Raw genomic sequence first — 17,786 nt, 5'->3', positions numbered from 1 at the left:
ATTATACGGCGATTACGCTTCGTTTGCAATGCTTATCGCTTTTAACCGCAAATTAAGGCGTAACTCTTTCCCACGTTTACCCCGCTCATCAATCAGTAGTGCCCACTCTTCCGGCAGTAACTTGAAGCGACGTTTGCCATATTCAACCTCAAGCGTATCCTCTTTCGAGATCACCAAAATTCCCACAAGAGAATCCTGTTTGGCTTTAAACTGCGCTCCTGGAATGGCGATGAGTTGATTACCCTTTCCTTTTGCTAATACAGGTAACTCTGATAGTGGTACCACCAAGAAACGCCCTTGCTCACTCACCACAATCGCCCATTGATCGGCAATACTCTCAATTTTACGGGGTGGTAAAAGGATTGCATCCCCAAGATTGACCGTCACTTTTCCAGCTTTCTGCCTAGTTATAAATTCACTATATTGTGCGATAAAACCATAACCATTTGATGCAGCTAATAAATAATGGCTATCCTCTTTATCCAAAATGATATGCTCAATTTTGGCATCATCTGTAAGATTAATTCTTGTCGTAATCGGCTCTCCGGCCGTTCTTGCAGTCGGCAATGTATGTGCCGGCGTGCTGAACGTTCTTCCTGTACTATCAAAGAGAACTAATTGCTGATTATTACGGCCAATACAAGAGGTGAGATAACCATCCCCCGTTTTGTAATTGAGCGCTTCAGGATCGATATCAAGACTCTTCGCCGCACGCACCCACCCCATTTTAGAGATGACCACCATTACGGGTTCATTCGACACTAATACTGACTCATCAATCGCTTCAGCGGCTTCTCGCTCCACTACTTTCGAGCGACGATCATCACCATATTTTTCAGAATCGTCCATCACTTCTCGCTTGATCAGATCATTGATCATCTCAGGACTTGCAAGGTGCGCAAGAATATCATTGAGCTTCTCACGAAGATCGGACTCTTCCCCTTTCAATTTCATCTCTTCAAGTTTAGCAAGCTGACGTAATTTTGTCTCTAAAATATAATCCGCTTGCATCTCACTTAAATTGAAACGTGCTATGAGCTCAGCTTTTGGCTCATCTTCAAAGCGAATAATCCGAATCACTTCATCAAGATTTAAAAAGGCGATTAGCAAACCTTCTAAGAGATGTAATCGTTTTTCGATCTTGTTTTTATGGAATGTCAAACGCTTAATCACCGTATCTCTACGGAACTCAATCCACTCCAACAGAATCTGATTGAGGGATTTCACTTTTGGTTTAAGATCAAGCCCGATCATATTCAGATTCACGCGGAATGATTTCTCAAGCTCTGTAGTGGCAAAAAGATGATTCATCACCATCTCCACGTCAACACGATTCGATTTTGGCATCAAGACGATCCGTACTGGTTCATTATGATCCGATTCATCTCGAATATCTTCGATCATTGGCAATTTTTTGGCCTGCATCTGTGCGGCGATATCTTGCTGAATCTTTTCACCTGAAACTTGATACGGCAATTCATAGATCACAATCGCATCATTCTCTTGCCGATAGCGCGCGCGCACTTTTACAGAACCACGCCCTTTCTCATAAATGGAAAGAAGCTCGGCTTTAGGCGTAATAATCTCGCCTCCTGTAGGATAATCCGGTGCTGGAATGATCTTCGTTAATTGGGCAAGCGATAATGTCGGTTCATCAATGAGTGCGCAGACACCTTGGGCGACTTCACGAAGATTGTGAGGTGGAATATCGGTTGCCATCCCCACAGCAATCCCTGTTCCTCCATTTAAGAGGATATTGGGTAAACGTGCCGGCAGGAGTTTTGGCTCTTCAAGCGAACCATCGAAGTTTGGTATCCATTCAACCGTTCCCTCTCCTAATTCACGCAATAATGTTTCAGCATATTTAGAGAGTTTTGATTCGGTATAACGCATCGCAGCAAAGGATTTCGGGTTATCAAGCGAACCAAAGTTTCCTTGTCCATCCACTAAAGGATAACGATATGAGAAAGGCTGCGCCATTAAGACCATCGCTTCATAACATGCACTATCGCCATGAGGATGATATTTCCCGAGTACATCCCCAACCGTACGTGCCGATTTTTTAGGCTTTGAACTTGCATTTAAACCAAGCTCACTCATTGCATAAATAATCCGACGTTGCACCGGCTTCAAGCCATCACCAATATAGGGCAACGCTCGATCCATAATCACATACATGGAATAATTTAAATAAGCCTCTTCGGCAAATTCAGCCATAGGCCGTACTTCAAAATTGTTATTCGATAACTGACTCATATCTCTCTCATCAATAATCTTTAAAAATACGCAAATAATGCGTGCTATGTTGCCTATATATTGTCAAATTGCGCCATCAGCTATAAACAATACGTTATAAAACAAAAACCCATCTAAATAATTGATTATATAGATGGGTATCTATGATGCGCAATTTTATGCGCGCGCAATAGAAAATGCCTAGAAGACAAACTGTGGTTGGTCTTCAAATCCGACTAAGCGCTCTAAATTACGCTCTAATACTCTCTCTGTGCGAATTTCATTGGCAACTTTAGTAAAAATCGTAATGCTCATCGCATTTTCAGGCCCGACCACTGCAAGAATACGACCCTTTTCATTCAATAAAGCGTAGTACTCTTCAGACATTTCTGGCATAGAACCTGTAAAAATAATTGCATCAAAAGTGCCTAACTTATTATAGAGCGCTTTGATATCGCCTGTTTGATACTCGATATTGGTAAAACCTAATTCACGAGTAATACTTTCAGCAGTGGTGTTAAAGCGTTCAACCAAATCCACTGCAACCACTTCTTTACCTAAACGTGAAGCACAAGCGGCTAAAAAACCACTGCCTGAACCAACGATCAATACACGCTCATGATCTTGAATCGCAATCTCTTGCAAAAACCGTCCTTCAAATACAGGGGACAACATCAGATGATTTTCATCAAGCGGAATACGCGTCTCAGAAAACGCAACTGCTTCATACTCTTTCGGTACAAATTGATTACGGGATACCGTATCAAAAACATCTAATACTCGTTGATTCAAAATATTCCAAGGTCTTAACATCTGTTGAATCATATTGGTCCGAGCTTGTTGGATTTTCAGTTCGTTATCTAACATTTTTCCACCTTTTAAAAGCGTTTTCAAAGCAATTGGATACTATTGGATATATCTATTGGGTATTAATGAAGGTACTACATCTTAAATTCGAATAATTATAACATAATACCACTATTCAAAAATGGGTTGAAATTATTAAACAAGAACTCTTGCAAGGAAATTACAGAAAAACTACACTAACAGTGCACCACTCTCTTATTCTTCAATTTCTAAGGAATAGATACATGTTTACAAACATCTCTTTAAAAGCCTTTGACCCTGCACTTTTTGAAGCTGTGGAGTTAGAAAATCGTCGACAACAAGATCATATTGAGTTGATCGCCTCTGAAAACTACTGCTCCCCTTTAGTCATGCAATTACAAGGTTCACAATTAACCAATAAATACGCTGAAGGATATCCTAATAAGCGCTATTACGGGGGTTGTGAATATGTTGATATCGCCGAATCTTTAGCCATCGAAAGAGCCAAAGAATTATTTGGTGCCGATTATGCCAATGTTCAGCCTCATTCAGGTTCTCAAGCCAATGGTGCAGTCTATCTTGCGCTCTTAAATCCTGGCGACACGGTACTTGGAATGAGCCTTGATCATGGCGGTCACTTAACTCATGGTGCAAAAGTCAACTTCTCTGGCCGTACTTATAACGCCGTACATTATGGTGTCGATAGTAATGGTTTAATTGATTATGATGAGGTAGAACGTTTAGCGCTCGAACATAAACCAAAAATGATTGTCGCAGGTTTCTCTGCTTACTCAAAAACCTTAGACTTCCCACGCTTTAGAGAGATTGCCGATAAAGTCGGCGCTTACCTCTTTACGGATATCGCCCACGTTGCAGGTTTAGTTGCCGCCGGCCTCTACCCTAATCCCATGGATTATGCAGATGTTGTCACAACCACAACCCACAAAACATTACGTGGCCCACGTGGCGGTTTAATCCTCACCAAAAATCGCCCCGAACTTGAGAAAAAACTCAATTCCGCGATCTTCCCTGGTATTCAAGGTGGTCCATTAATGCACGTCATTGCAGCGAAAGCAGTTGCATTCTTAGAAGCGCTCCAACCGGAATTTAAAGAGTACCAACAACAAGTGATTACTAATGCCAAAACAATGGCGCGTGTATTCCAATCTCGTGGCTACAAAATCGTGTCAAATGGCACGGATAACCACTTAATGCTTGTAGATCTAATTGATCGTGGTTTGACCGGTAAACAAGCCGATGAAGCATTAGGTCGTGCAAATATTACTGTGAATAAAAACTCGGTGCCTAATGACCCTCAATCACCGTTTGTGACTTCAGGTATTCGTATTGGTACACCGGCAATTACAACTCGTGGCTTCAAAGAAGCACAATGCGATCTGCTCACCAATTGGATCTGTGATGTACTCGATAATATCGATGATGATTCGGTCATTGAGCGTGTGGCTAAAAATGTTGTCTCACTTTGTGAAAAGTTCCCGGTCTATCCTGACTCAGTACTCTAAGTTTACAAAATATATAATATTTTACGTTCAAAATTAGTATAATAAAAAAACCGCGCAACCCTTTGGATTATGCGGTTTTTTTCTACTCTATAGATCTAAAAATTCATTGCATATACCATCCATCTCTGTTTTCCTATTAGGCAAAAGCTACATAACAAAATATAATCAAGCTCTTCCACTCCTATCACATTAGCAATAACAATAAAAACAACCTCTATGGCTCAACAATCTCATGCATTTCTTCATTTCTTAGGTTTTGTCAGCCGTTCTGTCATTGCGCTTAGCATACTGCTTGTGATCCTTATCTCAATCGGTAATGCGGTAATCTATATTCAAAGTCAATATCTTCACCCTGCACGTGATGCCGATACGATTTTGATCTTAGGGACAGGTGTTGAGAGCTCATCCACTCAACCGAATCAACGGTTACAATCCCGTTTAGATGCCGCACTCGATTACTGGAAAGTACATCCTAACGCGCAGATTATCTCCACCGGTGTACAGAATCAGCAGACGAATAAGAGTGAAGCTAAAGTCATGCAAGAGTATCTCATTGCTAATGGTGTTCCCGCAGCACAAATTACGCTCGAAGAAGATTCAACCCGTATTGCCCATCAATTCATCAACTCTAGCGCTTTACAGCCATTTGGTAAAAAGGTAGTGGTGGTCACCAATGATTACCAGCTTCCAAGAGCGATGATGCTTGCGAAACGTTCGGGATTAGACAATATCTCCGGCATTGGCGCACCGACACCGCAAGATTGGAACTCTCGCTTTCGCGCTTATATTAGAGAGCCCTTAGCGCTGATTAATGCTTGGTTTTTTGAAAATCCTGCGCCAAGAAGAGGCCGCTCCTGATCCACTGATAATTCACTACTAATTATAGTAATTTTGGTTTAAGAAAAATGTTTTTTTAAGCAGCTAATATATGATTTAAAAAAACCATAGAACCTTACTCAATAACACTGGCAAGATGCCGGATAGAATGGCTACCTTGCCTCGATCAGCCGATGCGCCGGCATTTTAATAATGCTTATTTTGAACCGACCTTACTATAATTTATGATTCAAGCAGCAGTAATCTGATTAGAAACATTTAGAAACATAATGAGAAACGGCGCTTGGTCTGTTATTGAGGTATCGATCTTTCACAAACCTCACTTAACACTCCTTACTTCACAATCCTTGCCTTACAACGTAAACCTTTGAGTGGACGCGCTTCGATCTGCTTGACGGCCACAGAAGCGAGTTCTTTTGCAATAGCGACATAAGATTGAAAGGTAAAACGGGTAATCTGACCGATATCCGCTCCGGCAATACGCTGATTCGCTGTCAAAGCGCCGACAATATCGCCGGCACTCACTTTCGCTTTTTTCCCTTCATTAATCTCGATCGTCACCATCGGAGCCACGAGTGGTTCAATCGTCGATGACAGATCATCACTCGACATCACAGGAATTGATCGTTCTAGATATTTCTCGATCTCAGTGACTCTAAACCCTTTGCCGGCAAGACTCAACATAAAGGCTAAACCACTTCTCCCCGCTCTTCCGGTACGGCCAATACGATGAATATAGACTTCAGGGTCAAAAGGAATATCGTAGTTAATCACCATTGCCAAATCATCAATATCTAAACCGCGCGCCGCCACATCGGTTGCCACTAAGACCCGGCGACTCTGATTGGTAAACTGTAGCAATACCCGATCCCGTTCACGCTGATCGAGATCTCCGTGCAGTGCAATCGCTGAAATATTTTGCTCAATCAGGTATTCCACTAACTCAATAGTCGTGGCAATGGTATTACAGAAAACAACGGTAGATTGTGGTTGATATTGAGACAGAAGGCGCGCAGTGATATTCATCTTATCGCGCCCATCGGTCAATTCAATCACCTTCTCCTCAATATCAGGCTTCTCTTCAGTGGTCACAGCAATAGTCACACGCTTAGGATGATGTTGAATACGTTGACTCATTCGATCGATATCATCCGGAAAAGTGGCCGAAAAGAGTAACGTCTGCCGTTGAGCTGGGGTATAGCGGATAATCTCTTGCATATCCTCCATAAAGCCCATATCGAGCATTCGGTCAGCTTCATCAAGTACCAAGACTTTCACTGCCGAAAGATCAAGCGTCCGACGCTCAAGATGATCTAATAGTCGTCCCGGTGTTCCCACCACAATATGGGGTGCGTGTTGCCCCATTGAATGAATTTGCTGGCGAATCGGTGTACCGCCACAGATAGCCGAAATTTTTAAGTTCGGTAGATAACGCCCTAACCGCCGAAGTTCTTGACTCACCTGATCTGCTAATTCGCGTGTTGGGCAAATTACCAGCGCCTGTGTCTCTAGTCGTTCCACATTGATTTTAGCTAATAAACCAATACCAAAAGCCGCCGTTTTACCGCTCCCGGTCTGTGCTTGTGCGATCAGATCTTTACCCTGCAAGACGATCGGTAATGCCGCCGCTTGAACCGGTGTCATTGCATCATAATGTAATGATGCCAAATTTTGTAATTGCGCTTTTGAGATCGGCAGTTGGCTAAAAGCCATAGATGAAGCTGACTGTGACAAAGTAAATCCTTCCTAAAATAAAACACCACAAAAAAAGTGGTAACTTCCATTAGTATACCACTCTTCTATCTAGATCCTGATGAACGATTGCAAGGAATCTAAGTTGTCGATACTTAATCGATACTTAGTCGATACCTAACCGATCCTTCCGAAATTGCCTTACAATTGAACAATCTTAAGGCCGGTTTTCCCAAGCTTGCGGTAGAATAAAACCATCATAAAGCGGATTATTCTTAATATAAGCTTCATATTCAGGGGATTCATAAGCGGCTTTCACAGCTTTCGCCCAAGGTTTATCTTGATCTTCACTACGAATAGAGACCATCACAACGTGCTGTATCGGCGTTTTTTCGACAACTAAGGCATCATTCATTTTAAGGCCGGCATTAGCCACATAATTCCCATTAATCACCGCAAAATCCACATCCTCTAATACGCGAAGCCCTTGTGCCGGATCGATTTCAATCACTTTAATACCATTCCGCGATTCAATATCTCGCACACTAAAGCGGGACACATCCTCATTATGCACCGCCACCCAACCTACCGATTCTAAAATACGGGCCGCACGCTCGGCATTCACCGGATCATTAGGAATCGCAACGGTCATTCCCGGACGGACATCTGCTAACGTTTGATGTTTCACAGAGCGAAGTGTCTGCGGGGCACTGGCCGTATCTGCAAGCTTTATCATCTCCATATTGAGCTCCCGATTCATCTCTTCCATATAGGCAATACTCTGATGACCGGCAAGGTTGATCGCCCCCTCTTTCAAAGCGGGATTAATCTGTAAATTTTGCGATAGCACTTTGACCTCAACTTCAAATCCTTCTCGCTCAAGAATCGGACGAATACCCTCTTCAAATTGCACCACATACGTTGAGGGTCCAAAGCCGGCAATGACCTTTTTATCATTCTCCTCTTTTGCGCCACAGGCGACTAATAGCCCTGATAGCGCAACAATCGATAAAGTCTTCACTGATAATAATGAATACCAAGATTGCCCTTTTTTACGTTCCCCCCTATTCTCGCACGACCCACGTTTTTCCCTTTTCACGCCTGTGATACCCGCAACTTTCGTGATCTTTGCTATTTTCCTAATCATCATTCTCTCTCCATTCCCTCGATTTTAGAGCGTTTCATTTTTAGAATATTGTACTTTTAAAGCGTTAATACCGATTTTGCCAATTGGGTATACACCATATCTTCCATCGGCGGATTATGTAGTCCTGCTCGCACATCTCGATAAGCTCGAGAGAGCGGATGTTTTTGCGATAAGCTGCGCGCACCCACGATTCTCATCGCTAAATCGACTACCGAAAGCGCTTGATTCACAATAGCAACTTTCACCACACCTAATTCATCCCCCATTTCGAGGCGTTCAGCTTCCGAGGCTTGATCCCATTTACGAGCAACGCCAAAGAGTAGATATTCCATCTCTAATAGTTTGACGCGAATCTGACCAATTTTTTGCTGAACTGTGGGGAATTGCCCAACTGTACCGCCTTTCATTGCATTCGATGAGTAACTATTAGCAAAATTAACAGCTTCCTCAAAAGCACCTTTTGAAATTCCAAAATAGACCGCCGGAATATGCAATAACCAACCTTGTGGCGCTTTTTTCCCCGGCGTTAAATATTGTGCAAGATCTTCAGGACGCAGTTTTACATTATCTAATACCAGGTCGTGACTGCCGGTTGCACTCATTGCAATGGAATCCCAAGTCTCTTCGATAGAAACACCGGGAAGATCCCGTTTTACGAGAAAGCTCCCAACTTGCTCTGAACCCTCAATACCGGCACTGACTGCGATATAATCGAGTACAGGGGATAGTGTCGTAAACGTTTTACGACCGTTTAATACCCAACCATCAGCCACTTTTACCGCCGCTGTTTCAGGGCGCCCACCTCGTGTTGGGCTTCCGGTTGCCGGTTCTGAAGCGGCATTATTGATCAAAGCGCCTTTAGCGATTACATCCGCTGCAAACTCTTGATAGAGCGCGGCATCCCAAGCATCCGTTTCCCCTAAGTTCTTGCTAATGCCCATATGCCAACCAATCGCTAATCCTGTAGAACCATCATTTTTGGCAATTTCAGCTTGTAAACGTAGCATCTCTTCTAACGAAATACCGGCACCACCTAGCGCTATAGGAATTGTTAATGCCGGGAAATTAACCGCCCGTAAATCTGCATAATTCTCTAAAGGAAAAGTCCCTGCAACATCGTGTTGATAAGCGCGCTCTTTAAACTTTGTCGCTAACGCTTGAATAGTGGCAAGGCGGGTTTCTGGACTCTCTTTGACTAGATCGATCACAAAAGACATACATTTCTCCAAGGTAAAAAAGGCTACTACACGCTAAAAAGCGCATATTGAATAGAAGTAAAAGGGTAGGAAGAAAAGATAAAGAAGAGAGGAAAATTAATGTTGTCCGCGACTAAACACCTTACGAAGTAAAATCCGTTTCGCTCTGGTTTCCTATACTTCCTTATATAGGTTAGTCATCATTAATTTTCCTCTAATAATCATATAAAGGGGAAGATCGAAGAGGCTCTACAATGGGCGATAAAGCTTACTTCTCTCATTCATTGTTAAATTTGTATTTGAACCTCGTTCTAACATACTCATTAGTGATAACGTTTCGCGAGAAAATTCCCTAATGATTGAATTGCTTGAACAATCACAATCAAGAGCACAACAGTATAGAACATCGCTACGCTATCAAATCTTTGATAACCATAATTAAGTGCTAAATCCCCGATACCGCCACCGCCGACAGCACCTGCCATCGCCGTTGCCCCGACTAAACCAATCGTTGCCGTTGTAAAGTTGAGAATGAGAGAACCTCGCGCTTCCGGCAATAAGAACTTCCAAATTAATTGGAAAGTAGATGCGCCCATTGAATCTGCGGCTTCCACAATTCCGTGATCGACTTCTAAGAGAGAACTCTCTACTAAACGACCGATAAACGGAGAAATATAGATAATCAGTGGCACGATCGCCGCTGCGGTTCCAATTGAAGTCCCCACGACCATTCGAGTAAAAGGAATAATCGCCACCATCAGAATAATAAAGGGTAATGAACGAACGATATTCACAACTGTATTGAGGATTTTATAAAATGCCGGCGAAGCGTGGATGCCGCCTGGTCTTGTTAAAACCAAAGTGATCCCAATAATCGAACCTAGAATGGTTCCGATCACAAGGGAAACACCTACCATCACAAAGGTTTCCCAACCGGCTTGTAAAAATTGTTCTAATGTTACCTGTGTTTTAAAGGTTTCTGTATACCATTGCCACATAATCTATGCATCCTTTCTCAAACTATCAAAATTTAACGCTTTTTCCGTTACATTAATACAATGTTTTGTTCCTTCAGGTGTCACTCGTACACCGTGAGAACGAAGAAATGCAATTGCTTTTGTTACTTTATCGGGCGCCCCTTTCATCTGAACGAAAGTACTGCCTAAAATCTGCCCATCAATCTCGATCATATTGGCAAAGAGGATATTAATCACCACTTCCCCTTGCAAAATAAGCGCATTGATCACCGGCTCTTGCGCTGAACGCTCTAAGAACTCAAAGCGGTAGATATCTGTTAATGTGGGATCATCGAGTTTCGCAAGCACGCGCTCCGGAATAGAATCTCCAATGACTGTGCGCACAAAGCTCTTCGTCGTCGGATGTTGCGGATTCCCAAAGACTTCTACAGTAGGACCGGTTTCAATCACTTGCCCTTGCTCCATCACCGCCACTTTATTACAGAGATATTCCACTACTTCCATCTGATGTGTCACCATCATAATAGTAATTCCCTGCTCTTCATTGATCTTTTTCAGAAGATCCAAGATCGAGATCGTCGTTTGTGGATCAAGCGCAGATGTTGCTTCGTCACAAAGTAGAATTTGCGGGCTATTGGCCAATGCACGGGCAATTCCAATTCGCTGTTTCTGTCCACCAGATAACTCTCTTGGGTAGGAATCTTTTTTATCGGGTAATTCTACAAATTGTAGTAATTCATCGACTCGTTTATTGATCGCTGATTTTGAAAGCTCGCCACTTAACACTAGAGGCATTGCAATATTCTCTGCCACTGTTTTGGTTTCTAGCAGATTAAAATGTTGGAAAATCATACCGATATTGCGTTTTGCCATACGCAGCTCTTTCTTGCTATAGGTTGCAAGATCTTGCCCATTGACAATCACGCGCCCGCTCGTAGGGCTTTCAATATCATTGACTAAGCGAATCAAGGTACTTTTACCTGCACCACTGTAGCCTATAACACCAAAAATATCGCCCTCAGCAATCTGTAGCGATACATCTTTAAGTGCTTCTGTTTCTACGCCATTACGTAGATAGGTTTTATAAATATGTTCAAACTGAATCACGGGATTACTCCATCTATTCCATTACTTCATTATTACTAACTGATACAAAAATCATCATTTGACTGTTTACTATCTCACATTTTATGGAATTCTGCCCTGCACATATTTAATACGCTATCTCGTTGATGATTCATCACTATTTTTCCCTATAACAATAACACTTAGATAATTTCAACAATTCCAATCAACCATTTACTCAAACAATGATCGGTTTCTGCCTACTAATAAAACATACTTAACATATAAAAACAATATACTTTTAAAATTTTTTCAATGAAAAAGACCAATCATCTCCCGACGATGCGATTAATCTTCTTAGTCGTTTCAGATAAAAGCTGATTAATAGCGGGATAGAATATTTGCAAATCCATGAAAATACCGCGCCCGCCATTGAGTGATTTTTCAATCTCTCAAACTTTACAGTAATTAATGGACGAATAAGCCTTGAGAGGTTGCCATAATGCCGGCACACGATTGCGATAAGAACGAGGTCATTCTCCCCGGCGATGCGATTAATCTTCTTAGTCGTTTCAGATAAAAGCTGATTAATAGCGGGATAGAATGTTTGCAAATCCATGAAAATCCCGCGCCCGCCATTGAGCGACCTTCTGATTTCTCGAACTCAATAGTAGAGATTGAACAAATAGGCCTTGAGAGATTGCCATAATGCCGGCACACGATTGCGATAAGAACGAGGTCATTCTCCCCGGCGATGCGATTAATCTTCTTAGTCGTTTCAGATAAAAGCTGATTAATAGCGGGATAGAATGTTTGCAAATCCATAAAAATCCCGCGCCCGCCATTGAGTGATCTTTCAATCTCTCAAACTTTACAGTAATTAATGGACGAATAAGCCTTGAGAGGTTGCCATAATGCCGGCACACGATTGCGATAAGAACTAGGTCATTCTCCCCGGCGATGCGATTTTTCCTCTTAGTCGGTTCAAATAAAAGCTGATTAATAGCGGGATAGAATGTTTGCAAATCCATGAAAATCCCGCGCCCGCCATTGAGTGATTTTTCAATCTCTCAAACTCAATAGCAGAGATTGAACGAATAGGCCTTGAGAGATTGCCATAATGCCGGCACACGATTGCGATAAGAACGAGGTCATTCTCCCCGGCGATGCGATTAATTTTCTTAGTCGTTTCAGATAAACAGCCAACAAAAAAGCTCTAAAACAATCTTTAGAGCTTCTATGATTGATGAGGATATTGACTATCGCCGGTAGGCTTTGAGTACCGCCGGAATTTGATTGATTCGATCAAGTAATCGACTCAACTGATCTACGTGTTTAATCTCCAACGTGAAACTAATGGAACGAGTATCATCGCTCTCTTGCTTCATATCCATATTGGTGATCTTCAGATGTTCCGCAGATACCAATTGGCTGATCTCTTGCAGTAAGTCCACATTCGCATAAGCAGTAACGTGAATATCGGCCTCTACTAAGCGTTCATCGCTAGTGCCCCAATCCACATCAATACCCCGCTCCGGATTCTGCTCCAGCATATTTTGATAGTTAACACAGTTGAGCCGATGAATCGTCACGCCTCGATTAATGGTAATGTATCCCCCAATCAAATCTGGCGGTGCGGGCTTACAGCAAGTGGCAATGGTCGTTAATAATTTCCCCATTCCTTTTACTTGAATCCCGCTTGGCGCTTTTTTACTCTGAGGACGCACCATCAATTCAGGATCGAAGTTATTTTTAGGCTTCTCTCCCGGCAAGCGTGAAATAAGCTGCGCCATCGTGATATCGCCGGCACCTACTTGCGCATAGAGATCATTAATACCGGTACAATGAAGCTTACCGGCGAGGCGTTTGAGCTCCTCATCTGAAAGCCGGATATTCAGGCGAGCGAACTCTTTCTCTACCATCTGCTTACCCGCTTGCAGATTGCTTTCCATCTCTTGCGCTCTAAACCACGCCCGAATCTTAGAACGAGTGCGACTTGAACCGGTATAGCCTAGATGAGGCGACATCCAATCTCGACTAGGGTTCGGCACTTTTCCGGTTAAAATCTCAACCACATCTCGATTTTGTAAGACGTAAGTGAGTGGTACAATCGCGCCATTAACTTTCGCCCCGCGGCAACGATTCCCTAAACCTGTGTGAATTTTATAGGCAAAATCAAGGGGCGTAGAGCCGGCAATGAGTTCAATCGGCTCACCCGCCGGTGTCATTACATAGACATTTTCATTGAAAATCGATTCTTCGGTAATGAGCTCTTCGCCCTCTTCTAGCACGCGATTAAGATGATCCCGCAACCAGTTCAAGTCCGCTTGATCAATAGAAGTACCGCGACCCTCTTTATATTTCCAATGGGCAGCAACCCCCATCTCTGCATCTTGGTGCATTTTATGAGTCCGAATTTGCACCTCTAAAGTTCGATCTTCCGGTGCAAGCACAACGGTATGCAATGATTGATAACCGTTAGGCTTAGGGTTGGCAATATAATCATCAAATTCCCGCGGAATCGGCACCCATAATTCGTGAATCATCCCTAAAACGGCATAGCAATCCGCCGTACTATCCACTAAAATCCGCACCGCACGAATATCATAGAGCTGTTCAAAAGCGAGATTTTTCTGACGCATTTTACGGGCGATACTATAAATATGTTTTACCCGACCCGTGACTTGCGCTTCAATCTTATGATCTTGAAGCAATGCTTCTAATCGACCGATCACACTTTGAATATACGCTTCTCGAACACTACGTTTTCCATCTAGCTTAGAAGCAATTTCTCGATACAATTCTGGCTCTAAGAAACGAAAAGCATAATCCTCAAGTTCCCATTTGATACCGGATAACCCTAAACGGTTCGCAATTGGTGCGAAAATAGTATTGGTATTTTGCGCAATCGCCCGTTGTTTCTCCTCTTGAGAATCCCGCGCATTACGCATAATGATGACTTGATAAGCAAGCATTACCACAATCACGCGCACATCTTCCGCAAAGGCTAAGAACATTTTACGCAAGGTTTCTGGAGATTTTTCGTGAGAGATCGTGCCCGACGTTAGTTGATTGACGACGGCTAAATATTGGATAAATTTGCGAGTTGATTCAGGCTGTGCTTCAACCGGTGCGCCGACAATAAAGAGAATCGTCGCCACTTGGGGTAATGCTTCAATATCTAATTTCTCTAGATAGTAAGCTGTTTCTAGAGCAATTTTAAAGAGCGGATGATCTTGAAATGCGATACACGCTTCAAAATATTCCGGTTTCCAAGAAGATTTTTTGCTCTCTAGCCACTCAAGGAGAGCGGTCAATGTAATTGATTTTGACACCTCTACTTCTCCATATTACTCATTGCATTAGGTCTATCGAAAAGAGTAAAGAATAAAACAACTCAATGCAATAATTACATTGAACACCTCAGACTATTTACCTGTATAAATGCTATTAAATATACGTTTTCCATCGCAACGAATGTTCAATTCGCTGAAAGTTTATCTACCAAAGTACCGGGATCAATAATGAGATTTTCTATAGATTCACCCTCTGGTAATCGTGCTAAACTACTTATCTACTTAAGTATAATAGTACACTATTATAGCTAGAAAGCTTATGTTCTTTACCAAAAAACCATATCCCAAGTACCCCTTAGAGCGCTTAAGATATGGTTTTATTGTAGCGATTTTGTAGTTTTTATCAATCTCTCATTCAAAAGATGGACTGCTTGATTTGTTCGAATAATAGACAAAGCACTCAATTTCACCTAATTGAAATAATACAGAGAATTAATACCCCATTACTTTGTCCAAATACCTCGAATAGGTTTCGCAAAATAAGCTAATACAGCGATCATACAAATCTCAATAGAAACAGACCAATAGATATGACCTAAAAACTCACTCCACAATTCAAAGCCATTTAAATTCCATAGCCAACCAGTGGCACCATCTGCATAGACAGGATTTCTGAAGCCTAACAAAGGAATTAGGAAACCATGCATCACAACAGTAATGATGATACCGTAAAGTGCCCCAAACCAGAGACGCACTTTTGGCCAATAAACAGATGCCACAACATATATAAAGGCAAAAGCAAAACTAAATAACCAATGGTAAAGTGTCACAGCACCCGGTACCGTTACCCCTTGATAAATATAATCTAAGGAATGAGAATCAATACCTAACCAACCTAGCCAAGCATCAATATGCGCACCCGGCGGTGAGACTTCCCCCGGTACTCTCGGTGGCATATTCACCTCCGACCCCCACTTTACGAGCGAGCTCATAAAACCACCGACAATCGTTGTCCAAATAATTACCTTACGATTTACTTTATCAGACCAAGCATTCGCTTTACTCATAAAAATCCTCCATTGAAAAATAAATGTCCATAATAACAAAAACTCACTACTACTAAAGCACTAACTAATTGTGATTATTGCATATTTATCTGAAATAAAAATCAACTATTTGTTAGAAATTGGTAAATTTCAGACAAAAACAAGAACTTAAGTCATATAAACATCAAAACGTGATGAAAATTTCACACACCACATTGATTAAATCAGTTTAAGAAATCAAAATGAGGGGTTAACACTTCTCCTCAAGATTAAGAATTTCTAAATTTCAAAGGATAGATTTCATAACATTAGACTAAATATTGGACATCCATAGCAGATCAATATATGATTAATATTTAATTAATGGTATTTAAATCATTAATTAAATTAATTAATTAATTAACATATTAATTAACACATTACTAAATTAATTAAATAAGTTTTATTTTACAAATAATATTTAAAATCACATAAACTCATGTAAAGTGATACAGAACTAAAAATATAGTGAAACCGGTCTTATAATGACATTGATGTTAAACTATTGATTCAAAATGTTTGCAAGGCGTATGAATCTTTATATAGCAACTATTGTTAATTTTCTTAAACCGGAATGGCTATAAACTTTAACTGTACTTTTAAAGTATGAAATTTCTAAAAATGGAGTCCTAATGTTTAAACTTGTTATTCATATCAGCGACAAAAATCTATGGCAAAATGCCATTAATAATGCCCATAATACAATCAAAGCCTTACATGGTCCTTTCGATATTCGTGTGATTGCCAATGGTAATGCGGTACAAGGTTATCTAGATCCTGAAATTCGGCAAAAAATCACCGAAATTAGCCATCCTAACTTACAATTTATTGCGTGTAATAACTCACTTGTCGGCCAAAATATCACGAAAGAGGTGCTAAATCCAGCTGATGAAAAAGTGACCAATATTCACATTGTACCGGTTGCCATTATTGCTATCGTAGAAGCACAGCACGAGGGTTTCGGTTATATCAAACCGTAATACTCTAACTAGATGTTCGGGGTGTAATCTCAAGAATGACAATACAACTTACCGGCATTTTGTCGCTCTCATTATGTTCTATCTTGCGACCCATTAGAGAAGCTCGCTGTTGCATCTCACTCAGTGTTGTGGCATCCACTACTCCATTGAGGGAATCGAGATTTTCCCAAGGAATATGGCGAAAACGGATATTAAAGCCGGCGATGCTGACCCCGTACATACGCGCATAATCTTGATGAAATTGTGGAATCGGATTTTGCCCGACCACCTCTTCAATCAGAGAGTATAACTGCCCTTGCGTCATTGATGTTGTTGCTGATTTTGATGTCGTGGATTCTGGTATCGTGGGTTCTGATATCGTAGGTGCTTCTGAGCTTGAACCCTCTTTGATAACTGCCGCTTTTGCATCACGACTCCATAGCAACGGCCACTTTTGTGGCGGCTCGGTAGCAAAGGTACTCGTGGCGTTCATAATGGCATCGGCAAAGGGAATATACGGCTTAATGCAATAGATCGGCGTACCATCAATCAGATCAAGCCCTGATACCGTCAATGTCATCGCCTGATAATCTACTGATTCCAATTTAACGGCCGATAACCCTAAGCCATTTGGACGAAAAGAACTTCTTGTGGCAAATACCCCCATACGTTCATTCCCCCCTAACCGCTGCGGCCTGACTTTTGCTTTGCCATTCCACTGATTTTGATGAAAACCAAATGTGAGCCACAGATGAGAATAGTGTTCTACCCCTTCAATATAATGAGGATGATTATACGGCGGTAAAAATCGAATAATCCCCTCTGCAGAGGGTGCAATTCCCGCTTGCCGAGGTACCCCAAACTTCTCTGGGAAACAGCTCTCTACAAGCGCAATAGCTTCAATCTCCCGGCGATAATGAGGATTCTCACGCAATGAATCTTCCAT

General features: G+C 41.7%; 14 protein-coding genes. 3 read left to right on the top strand and 11 right to left on the bottom strand.

The annotated features are described in order from the left end of the window. Positions 1-12 precede the first annotated feature (12 nt). Positions 13-2,256: a DNA topoisomerase IV subunit A gene (parC, locus tag WMO13_RS02945; RefSeq protein ID WP_026878249.1), complete on the bottom strand. Its 2,244-nt coding sequence runs from the start codon at positions 2,254-2,256 to the stop codon at positions 13-15. A 180-nt stretch (positions 2,257-2,436) separates the two neighbouring features. Further along, positions 2,437-3,102 (bottom strand): protein-L-isoaspartate O-methyltransferase family protein, encoded by a 666-nt coding sequence (locus tag WMO13_RS02940; RefSeq protein ID WP_026878248.1) that lies wholly within the window; start codon positions 3,100-3,102, stop codon positions 2,437-2,439. 224 nt (positions 3,103-3,326) lie between these two features. Between WMO13_RS02940 and glyA the strand changes: the two genes are divergently transcribed. Further along, positions 3,327-4,586, top strand: coding sequence for a serine hydroxymethyltransferase (gene glyA, locus WMO13_RS02935; RefSeq protein WP_026878247.1), 1,260 nt, complete (start codon positions 3,327-3,329; stop codon positions 4,584-4,586). Between the two features lie 216 nt (positions 4,587-4,802). Then, on the top strand, positions 4,803-5,444 hold the full coding sequence (locus tag WMO13_RS02930; protein ID WP_026878246.1) for a YdcF family protein: 642 nt from the start codon (positions 4,803-4,805) through the stop codon (positions 5,442-5,444). A gap of 312 nt (positions 5,445-5,756) precedes the next feature. On the opposite strand, the gene dbpA is transcribed toward WMO13_RS02930, so the two are convergent. The 8 genes from dbpA to WMO13_RS02890 all read right to left on the bottom strand — a co-directional run bounded on the left by dbpA (position 5,757) and on the right by WMO13_RS02890 (position 15,863). Then, positions 5,757-7,136 carry an ATP-dependent RNA helicase DbpA gene (dbpA, locus tag WMO13_RS02925; protein WP_026878245.1) on the bottom strand — a complete coding sequence of 460 codons (1,380 nt, stop codon included), beginning with the start codon at positions 7,134-7,136 and terminating at the stop codon, positions 5,757-5,759. Positions 7,137-7,332: 196 nt separating this feature from the next. Continuing rightward, positions 7,333-8,265 carry a MetQ/NlpA family ABC transporter substrate-binding protein gene (locus WMO13_RS02920; RefSeq protein WP_245601133.1) on the bottom strand — a complete coding sequence of 311 codons (933 nt, stop codon included), beginning with the start codon at positions 8,263-8,265 and terminating at the stop codon, positions 7,333-7,335. 53 nt (positions 8,266-8,318) lie between these two features. Beyond that, on the bottom strand, positions 8,319-9,479 hold the full coding sequence (locus tag WMO13_RS02915) for an acyl-CoA dehydrogenase family protein (protein ID WP_026878243.1): 1,161 nt from the start codon (positions 9,477-9,479) through the stop codon (positions 8,319-8,321). Positions 9,480-9,781: 302 nt separating this feature from the next. Continuing rightward, positions 9,782-10,456 carry a methionine ABC transporter permease gene (locus tag WMO13_RS02910; RefSeq protein ID WP_026878242.1) on the bottom strand — a complete coding sequence of 225 codons (675 nt, stop codon included), beginning with the start codon at positions 10,454-10,456 and terminating at the stop codon, positions 9,782-9,784. 3 nt (positions 10,457-10,459) lie between these two features. Next, the gene (locus WMO13_RS02905; protein ID WP_051396052.1) at positions 10,460-11,542 is read right to left on the bottom strand and encodes a methionine ABC transporter ATP-binding protein; all 1,083 of its coding nucleotides are present in this window, start codon (positions 11,540-11,542) and stop codon (positions 10,460-10,462) included. 426 nt (positions 11,543-11,968) lie between these two features. Further along, positions 11,969-12,325 (bottom strand): hypothetical protein, encoded by a 357-nt coding sequence (locus tag WMO13_RS02900; RefSeq protein ID WP_342386904.1) that lies wholly within the window; start codon positions 12,323-12,325, stop codon positions 11,969-11,971. 434 nt (positions 12,326-12,759) lie between these two features. After that, positions 12,760-14,835, bottom strand: coding sequence for a bifunctional (p)ppGpp synthetase/guanosine-3',5'-bis(diphosphate) 3'-pyrophosphohydrolase (locus tag WMO13_RS02895; protein ID WP_026878241.1), 2,076 nt, complete (start codon positions 14,833-14,835; stop codon positions 12,760-12,762). Between the two features lie 464 nt (positions 14,836-15,299). Then, the gene (locus WMO13_RS02890; RefSeq protein ID WP_026878240.1) at positions 15,300-15,863 is read right to left on the bottom strand and encodes a YagU family protein; all 564 of its coding nucleotides are present in this window, start codon (positions 15,861-15,863) and stop codon (positions 15,300-15,302) included. Between the two features lie 650 nt (positions 15,864-16,513). On the opposite strand from WMO13_RS02890, the gene WMO13_RS02885 reads away from it, so the two are divergent. Further along, the gene (locus WMO13_RS02885) at positions 16,514-16,861 is read left to right on the top strand and encodes a DsrE family protein (RefSeq protein WP_026878239.1); all 348 of its coding nucleotides are present in this window, start codon (positions 16,514-16,516) and stop codon (positions 16,859-16,861) included. A gap of 4 nt (positions 16,862-16,865) precedes the next feature. Here WMO13_RS02885 and tsaA read toward each other — a convergent pair whose 3' ends face one another. Next, entirely contained in the window at positions 16,866-17,786 is a 921-nt protein-coding gene (gene tsaA / locus WMO13_RS02880; RefSeq protein ID WP_156923236.1) for a tRNA (N6-threonylcarbamoyladenosine(37)-N6)-methyltransferase TrmO, read from the bottom strand.

Source organism: Ignatzschineria larvae DSM 13226 (assembly GCF_038500265.1).
Classification (GTDB): Bacteria; Pseudomonadota; Gammaproteobacteria; order Cardiobacteriales; family Wohlfahrtiimonadaceae; genus Ignatzschineria; species Ignatzschineria larvae.
The sequence above is the reverse complement of the archived record's forward strand: the minus strand, read 5'-3'. Positions and strand labels throughout refer to the sequence as shown.